The organism is Candidatus Nitrososphaera sp. 86-2, from assembly GCF_056726185.1.
Window position 1 is genome coordinate 2,490,505 of record NZ_JBWZON010000001.1, and the last position, 7,088, is coordinate 2,497,592.

General features: G+C 51.9%; 7 protein-coding genes. 6 read left to right on the forward strand and 1 reads right to left on the reverse strand.

Translation table 11 applies throughout. The annotated features are described in order from the left end of the window. Nucleotides 1–37: 37 nt before the first annotated feature. Nucleotides 38–1,147: a DegT/DnrJ/EryC1/StrS family aminotransferase gene (locus ACYOR7_RS14615; RefSeq protein WP_479914428.1), complete on the reverse strand. Its 1,110-nt coding sequence runs from the start codon at nt 1,145–1,147 to the stop codon at nt 38–40. A gap of 226 nt (nt 1,148–1,373) precedes the next feature. Between ACYOR7_RS14615 and ACYOR7_RS14620 the strand changes: the two genes are divergently transcribed. From ACYOR7_RS14620 to ACYOR7_RS14645, 6 genes are all read left to right on the forward strand, one after another. Then, the gene (locus ACYOR7_RS14620) at nt 1,374–2,240 is read left to right on the forward strand and encodes a nucleotide sugar dehydrogenase (protein ID WP_479914429.1); all 867 of its coding nucleotides are present in this window, start codon (nt 1,374–1,376) and stop codon (nt 2,238–2,240) included. A gap of 46 nt (nt 2,241–2,286) precedes the next feature. Then, nucleotides 2,287–3,012: a polysaccharide deacetylase family protein gene (locus ACYOR7_RS14625; RefSeq protein WP_479914430.1), complete on the forward strand. Its 726-nt coding sequence runs from the start codon at nt 2,287–2,289 to the stop codon at nt 3,010–3,012. Next, the gene (locus ACYOR7_RS14630) at nt 3,009–4,457 is read left to right on the forward strand and encodes a glycosyltransferase family 2 protein (RefSeq protein ID WP_479914431.1); all 1,449 of its coding nucleotides are present in this window, start codon (nt 3,009–3,011) and stop codon (nt 4,455–4,457) included. Before ACYOR7_RS14625 ends, ACYOR7_RS14630 begins: the two co-directional genes overlap by 4 nt. Nucleotides 4,458–4,459: 2 nt before the next feature. Next, on the forward strand, nt 4,460–4,618 hold the full coding sequence (locus tag ACYOR7_RS14635; RefSeq protein WP_479912768.1) for a hypothetical protein: 159 nt from the start codon (nt 4,460–4,462) through the stop codon (nt 4,616–4,618). Between the two features lie 239 nt (nt 4,619–4,857). After that, nucleotides 4,858–5,727: a nucleotide sugar dehydrogenase gene (locus tag ACYOR7_RS14640; protein WP_479912769.1), complete on the forward strand. Its 870-nt coding sequence runs from the start codon at nt 4,858–4,860 to the stop codon at nt 5,725–5,727. 137 nt (nt 5,728–5,864) lie between these two features. Then, nucleotides 5,865–7,088 (forward strand): glycosyltransferase family 2 protein (locus ACYOR7_RS14645; protein WP_479914432.1); only part of this gene is annotated, 1,224 nt, incomplete at its 3' end.

Sequence of the window (7,088 nt, forward strand, 5' to 3'; positions counted from 1 at the left end):
CAAGTTGCGATAATTACCTCTTTCCCTCACATTGAAATCATGACAATGAGGGCAGGGCAAGCATCATCCCTGCCGCCGTGCGCCTGATGTCTTCCTCCTGCACGCCGGGGTGGACCGGGAGCGAAAGCACGCGCTTGGCGCACCAATCCGTGGCCGGCAGTTTTGCGGCAAAGTTGCCGCTGTAGTAGGGCGTCTTATGCACCGGCGGGTTGTAGTAGGCGGTCGCGCCGATCCCTTCCTTCTGCAGCCTTGCCATCATCTCGTCCCGCGCTGCACCCTTTGCAAAGCAGACCGTGTAGAGATACCAGTTGAATATCTTGTCGTCGCTTTCCTGCGGCAATGAAACGTCCTTTGCGCCCTGCAAGAGCTCTGACAGCAGTTGCGCGTTCTTTCTCCTTGCGGCAAGCATTGCAGGAAGCTTTGCCATCTGCACCTTTGCTATCGCTGCCGCAAGCTCTGGCAGGCGCAGGTTCAGGCCCAAGATGCGCGTGTCATAGCCTTTGACCATGCCGTGGTTTCGTATCATCTTTAGCTTGTCTGCAAGGCGCGAGTCGTCCGTGGTTATTGCGCCGCCCTCGCCGGAGGTCAGCACCTTGCTTGCGTACATGCTAAAGCACCCCATTTCGCCAAAGGTGCCTGTCTGCCTCTTTTTGTAGGTAGAGCCAAGCGACTGGCACGCGTCCTCGATGACTGCAAGCGAGCGTTTCTGCGCAAGCTCGTCCAGCGCGTCCATGTCGCACGGGTGGCCGTACAGGTGGACGGGTATGACCGCCTTGGTCTTTTTCGTCACCTTGTTTTTTGCGTCGGAAACGTCGATGGTGTAGTCGCGCTTTTCAATGTCAACGAACACCGGCTTTGCGCCAGAGGCGACGACAGCGTTTGCGGTTGCGACAAACGTGAACGACGGGACGAGCACCTCGTCGCCCGGGCCGATGCCTGCCGCAAGAAGCGCCGCATGCAGCGCCGCGGTGCCCGAGTTGACCGCTATGACGTGTTTGCAGCCGAGGTACTCTTTCATGAGAGACTCAAAATCGCGGACGCGTTTTCCGCCGTCCGCCGCGGCGCTTGTAAGAGCGTTTTCCTCCATCACGCTCATCACCTCGCGTTTTTCCTCCTCTCCTAGCTGCGGCCTGTTTATTGGAATCAAGATGGAAACAAGGTGTCCTTTGCGGTTTAAAAGAATAGTGGCGTACGACCATATACACACATACTTCATACTTACGCAGCGTCCTGCCGCGGTTTCTTTTCGCTTTTTTCCATACAAGCAAAAGCCCTGCATCCTATAGTTTTCTGGACTAGAGCAAGACTTCGTATCAATCAACTAAAGCAGTTCTGCATAATGGCTTTTAATTTTCTGGATAGGTTGACTCCAGATGAACAGTAAAAAAGTTCTAGTTATTGGTCTCGGTCAGATAGGCTACAGCAACGCAGAGTATATGACAATGAAGGGATTGACGGTCGACGGCTATGACATCAGTGAAGCGGCCATCCAACGCGCGCTGGACGATCAGGTCATCAGAAAGAAGGCAACCAACTTTGCCGGCTATGACTATTACATCATCTGTATCTCAACCCACAGGCCGGAAGACATGTTCCAGCCGTACCTTGATGGATTGTTTGAGATAGCAAGGCAGCTTTCGTACGAGGGCAAGCAGGGCGCGCTTGTGGGGATTGACAGCACCATTACAAGAGGCACGTCTGAAAAAGTCCTAGAGATGTTGCGCCACAAGATGCACGTGGTGCACGTGCCCCACAGGTTCTATGGACCTGAAAAGCACGACCATGGGGTTAACCAGACGCGTGTCATCGGCGGCTGCGAACCCTGTTGCATCGACAAGGCACGCCAGTTCTATGGCGACATGCTAAACATTTCACTGCATCAAGTAGAGTCTGTAGAAGTAGCCGAGCTATGCAAGATTGTTGAAAACAGCTATCGCTTCATGGAGATAGCTTTTGCAGAAGAATTAAAGATGTTCTGCGACAGGTCGGGCATCGACTTTGCCGACCTCCGTAGCGCGATAAATACAAAGTGGAACATCAAAGTACTCGAACCAAGGGAAGGAATCGGCGGCCACTGCCTTCCAAAGGATAGTCAAATGTTCCTCAACTTGTCAAAGAACCTACTTGAGACAAGCATAATCGACGCGGCAAAGAAGGTAGACGATGAATACCGGTCGCACATTGGCTGCTCTGTGCCTTCAAGCAGTGGCAAAGTCCCGTCCATGCAGCAGCTGCATTGACACCAGAAAGGACGATCCAAGAATGAAACTAGCGCCGATGGGGGCCTTGGCTACTAGCATAGTGGTGGCGGTGGGCATAATACTCATCATACCCTCCTATACAGAAAAAAAAGATCCCACACCGGTCGTCCTTTCGTTCGTCGTAACGAACGACGATGGCAACATCCCCAAATGGTGCAATGACCTTGCAGGCATACTGGATTCTGACCAAGTCAAGGCCGTGGTCTTTGTAAGCGGCAAGGTCGCGCAAGCGCACTCTGAATGCGCCAGCAGCTTTTCAAAGCTGGGCTCTGTGGATGTGGGGAGCCAAACTTTTAGCTACGCAAATCTCACGTCCATAAAGGACTACACGGTCGCCTTGAAGGAGGTGCAGGATGGCAAGAGCGCCGTCGATCACGCTGGAGGGGTGGAATCCAAGATATTCCGCGCGCCAAATTCCTTGACCGACGCAAACATCTATTCACTACTCGAACGGTCCGGCATTCTTGTTGACTTTTCCTACGCCGATCACTACAACAGGTACGAAAACGGCCAGTTCGTCAGGTATCCGCTGACGCGCATCGAAAACCCAAAGGCTTCGCAGGAGCTTTTCAACAGTCTCTCTGCCGCCGGCACGCCAGCAATGCTGGAGTTTGACAATTCGATACAGCCGAGCGATATCCACCAGTTCATTTCAGAGTTAAAGTCCGCTACGTCCGGCAAAGTCCGCATAGTCGACGCGTCGGACCTTGTGGGCAAAAATCTCACCGGCCAAGAGGGTCAGGCGCCATGAGCGAGGTCAGCGCGGTGCCCCCAATAGAGCAAATCGCGACCCGCAGCAGGCAGCAGTTGTCCAAAAGCGGCAGAATCAAGGTGCCCAGAAAAGCATGGTTGGTCAGAATAGCAACCCTGTCGATAATTTCTGTCATAATCTGGTATATCCTGAGCTATAGCTTGGAAACCCTCGACATTATCATGATAATGTCGCTCATACTGCCCATACATACGCTAGCGATAACCGTCATCGGCTGGATATGGTACAAAGACCCTGCGGCCAAGATCTCCAAGCTGGAGACAAACCCCAAGGTAACCATAATCATACCTGTCTACAATCAGGCGACGCTGATAGAGCAGGTCATCGACGGGATCTTTGCGTCGACTTACAAGAACATCGAGGTGATCACCGTCAACGATGGTTCTCGGGACGAAACAAAGGCGGCCCTCGTAAGGCTGGCCAAGAGGCACGAAAGGCTGATAGTGATAGACAAGAAAAACCAGGGCAAAAGAAAGGCAGTGGGCTCGGGCTTTCTGAAAGCAACCGGCGACTATGTAATCTTGGTGGACTCGGACAGCATCATAGACCCCCACGCGGTGGAGGCGTTTGTCAAGGCGTTTGAGTCAAACCCCAAGATAGGCGCCGCAGTAGGCCATGTCAAGGTGCTTAACGCGAACAAGAACCTGCTCACCAGGTGCCAGGACACGTGGTACGACTTTGCGTTTAATATCCAGAAATGCTGCGAAAGCTCGTTTGGCAGCGTGACCTGCTGCTCGGGGTGTCTTGCATGCTACCGCCGCTCGCACATAGAAAAGTTCATGCCGTACTGGATGAAGTCAAACGTAGACTGCAGCGACGACAGGGAGCTCACGTCGTTCATCATCGCGCCGACGTACGGCAAGGTCGGGTTGAGCGAGAGTTTGTCCGGCAAATCAAAACTCGCAGAAAAAATCTTGATTGATGCAAGCCAGTACGACGACGCGGAAGACAGGATACTTACCGCTCACGCATTGACCCGGTCGGACGCCGTCTACATAGCTTCAGCCGTGGCATACACGGACGTTCCTGAAACGTTCCGCAAATTCACGCGCCAGCAGGAGAGGTGGAAGAAGGGGTACCTGCGAACCAACTTTTACGTGAGCACCTTCTTCTGGAAGAGGAACCCGCTGATGGCAATGTTGTACTACACGGAATATGCTGCCAGCTTTATCACACCGTTCATAGCGCTTGGCGTGACCCTGTACCAGCCGCTTGTATTGGGACACTACTGGCTGCCATTCACCTTCGTCTCGCTCCTCATGTTCAAGGGGTTCCTTCTTGGAACGGATTACCGCATGAGAGACCCGGCTACCCGGAACTGGAAGTACAACGTGCTGATGAGCATGCTGAGCCAGTTCGTGGTATCGTGGATGCTTGTACCGGCGCTTTTGCACATCAAGAACAATAGGTGGGGGACGCGCTGACGATGCAGGTCCTGCTGTCCGCAAAATGCCGCTACTGTGATATTCTGCTTGAAGGCCGGGAGCAGTTCATGGGCCACATGATCCACGGCCATGACATGCCCTTTGGGCAGGCCGAGATCATGTGGAAGTCGGTGCGCAGCGCTACCTTGGAGCCTTGCTGATACTCGATTACGATGTTGCAAAAATCCGATGTGCCGTCGCCGCACCTCGTCTTGCATGAAACTAGATCTATGTGAGTGTTAGCTGCCCGGGGACAGTAGTGGCAATATTGCTGTGGTATATAGTCTCCCTTAGTCGACATAGTTTATGTAAATCTCTAAAAACAGAGTAATACTCTATTATATTGCAACCTATCGAGATTGCATAATTGCTTTTAGTAATTTGAATAGCTTGCATCAAGATGAATCATAATAACAACAAGGTTTTGGTCATTGGTCTCGGTCAGATAGGCTACAGCAACGCAGAGTATATGACAATGAAGGGATTGACGGTCGACGGGTATGACATCAGCGGAAAAGCGGTTCAGCGCGCAATCAATGACCAGGTCATCAGAAAGAAGGCAACCAACTTTGCCGGCTATGACTATTACATCATCTGTATCTCAACCCACAGGCCGGAAGACATGTTCCAGCCGTACCTTGATGGATTGTTTGAGATAGCAAGGCAGCTTTCGTACGAGGGCAAGCAGGGCGCGCTTGTTGGTATAGACAGCACCATTACGAGGGGGACTTCAAAGAAGGTGCAGGAAATCCTTGGTCACCGCCTTCACGTGGTGCACGTTCCGCACAGGTTCTACATAAACGAAAAGCACGACCACGGCGTGCGCCAGACCAGAGTCATTGGTGGATGTAGGGAATGCTGCATAGATGCGGCAAAGCACTTTTACGGCAATCTCTTGGACATACCGCTCCACCCTGTAGAGTCGGTCGAAGTCGCTGAACTTTGCAAGATAGTGGAGAACAGCTATCGCTTCATGGAGATAGCTTTTGCAGAGGAGCTGCGCATGTTCTGCGACAGGTCCGGCATAGAGTTCCAGGAGCTGAGAGGGGCAATAAACACAAAGTGGAACATCGAGGTGCTGGAGCCCCGAGAAGGAATCGGCGGCCACTGTCTGCCAAAGGACAGCCAGATGTTCCTCAACTTGTCAAAGAACCTGCTTGACTCTTCGATAATAGAGGCTGCAAAAAGAGTCGATAGCGAATACCGATCTCATTTGAAATACGCAACCACATCCACAAAAACGGTCCCAGCATTATCGCAGACAAACTAGGCGCGCATGGACGGATGATGCATCATGAAACCGGCGCTACTGGGTATATCGTCTGCTGAAATCATGGCAAGAGGCAAGGCCAACGTCGTCAGTACTTTGAGCCTTGGGGCTGCATCCCGGGGTAAGAGGAGAGAGTATTGACCGCTACGGAAGTTACAGGCAATGCAAAGGCGCTTATCGATGAAGTGGACAATGTCAGCAAGCAGCAGCTGTCAGCCAGCGGCAGGATTAAGATCAGAAAGCTGGGATGGATAATCAGGGCGGCTACTCTATCAATAGTCGCTGTCATAATGTGGCATATCATAACCTTCAGCATTGAAACGAACGATATGATAATGATGGCGTCACTGATACTGCCAATTCATACCCTTGTGATTACCCTGATCGCATGGATTTGGTACACGAACCCCGCTCATAAGGTACCAGAGATCAAATGCAACCCAAAAGTCTCGATAATCATTCCAATCTACAATCAGGCCAAGCTGATAGAGTCAGTGATTGATGGGATCTTTGCTTCTACCTACAAGAATATCGAGGTTATAGCGGTAAACGATGGCTCAAAAGACGCCACAATGGAAACGCTGATTGACCTTTCCAGAAAGTACAAAAGACTTATCGTAATCAACAAAAGGAATCAAGGCAAGAGAAAAGCGGTCGGAACAGGCTTTTTAAAATGTACGGGTGAATACGTGGTACTTGTAGACTCGGACAGCATCATCGATCCCCGCGCAATAGAAGAGTTTGTCAAGGCGTTTGAGTCAAACCCCAAGATAGGCGCCGCAGTAGGCCATGTCAAGGTGCTTAACGCGAACAAGAACCTGCTCACCAGGTGCCAGGACACGTGGTACGACTTTGCGTTTAATATCCAGAAATGCTGCGAAAGCTCGTTTGGCAGCGTGACCTGCTGCTCGGGGTGTCTTGCATGCTACCGCCGCTCGCACATAGAAAAGTTCATGCCGTACTGGATGAAGTCAAACGTAGACTGCAGCGACGACAGGGAGCTCACGTCGTTCATCATCGCGCCGACGTACGGCAAGGTCGGGTTGAGCGAGAGTTTGTCCGGCAAATCAAAACTCGCAGAAAAAATCTTGATTGATGCAAGCCAGTACGACGACGCGGAAGACAGGATACTTACCGCTCACGCATTGACCCGGTCGGACGCCGTCTACATAGCTTCAGCCGTGGCATACACGGACGTTCCTGAAACGTTCCGCAAATTCACGCGCCAGCAGGAGAGGTGGAAGAAGGGGTACCTGCGAACCAACTTTTACGTGAGCACCTTCTTCTGGAAGAGGAACCCGCTGATGGCAATGTTGTACTACACGGAATATGCTGCCAGCTTTATCACACCGTTCATAGCG

Coding starts and splice junctions, on each gene's coding strand:
- ACYOR7_RS14620 (WP_479914429.1), top strand. CDS start 1,374: ATGAACAGTAAAAAAGTTCTAGTTATTGGTCTCGGTCAGATAGGCTAC.
- ACYOR7_RS14630 (WP_479914431.1), top strand. CDS start 3,009: ATGAGCGAGGTCAGCGCGGTGCCCCCAATAGAGCAAATCGCGACCCGC.
- ACYOR7_RS14635 (WP_479912768.1), top strand. CDS start 4,460: ATGCAGGTCCTGCTGTCCGCAAAATGCCGCTACTGTGATATTCTGCTT.
- ACYOR7_RS14640 (WP_479912769.1), top strand. CDS start 4,858: ATGAATCATAATAACAACAAGGTTTTGGTCATTGGTCTCGGTCAGATA.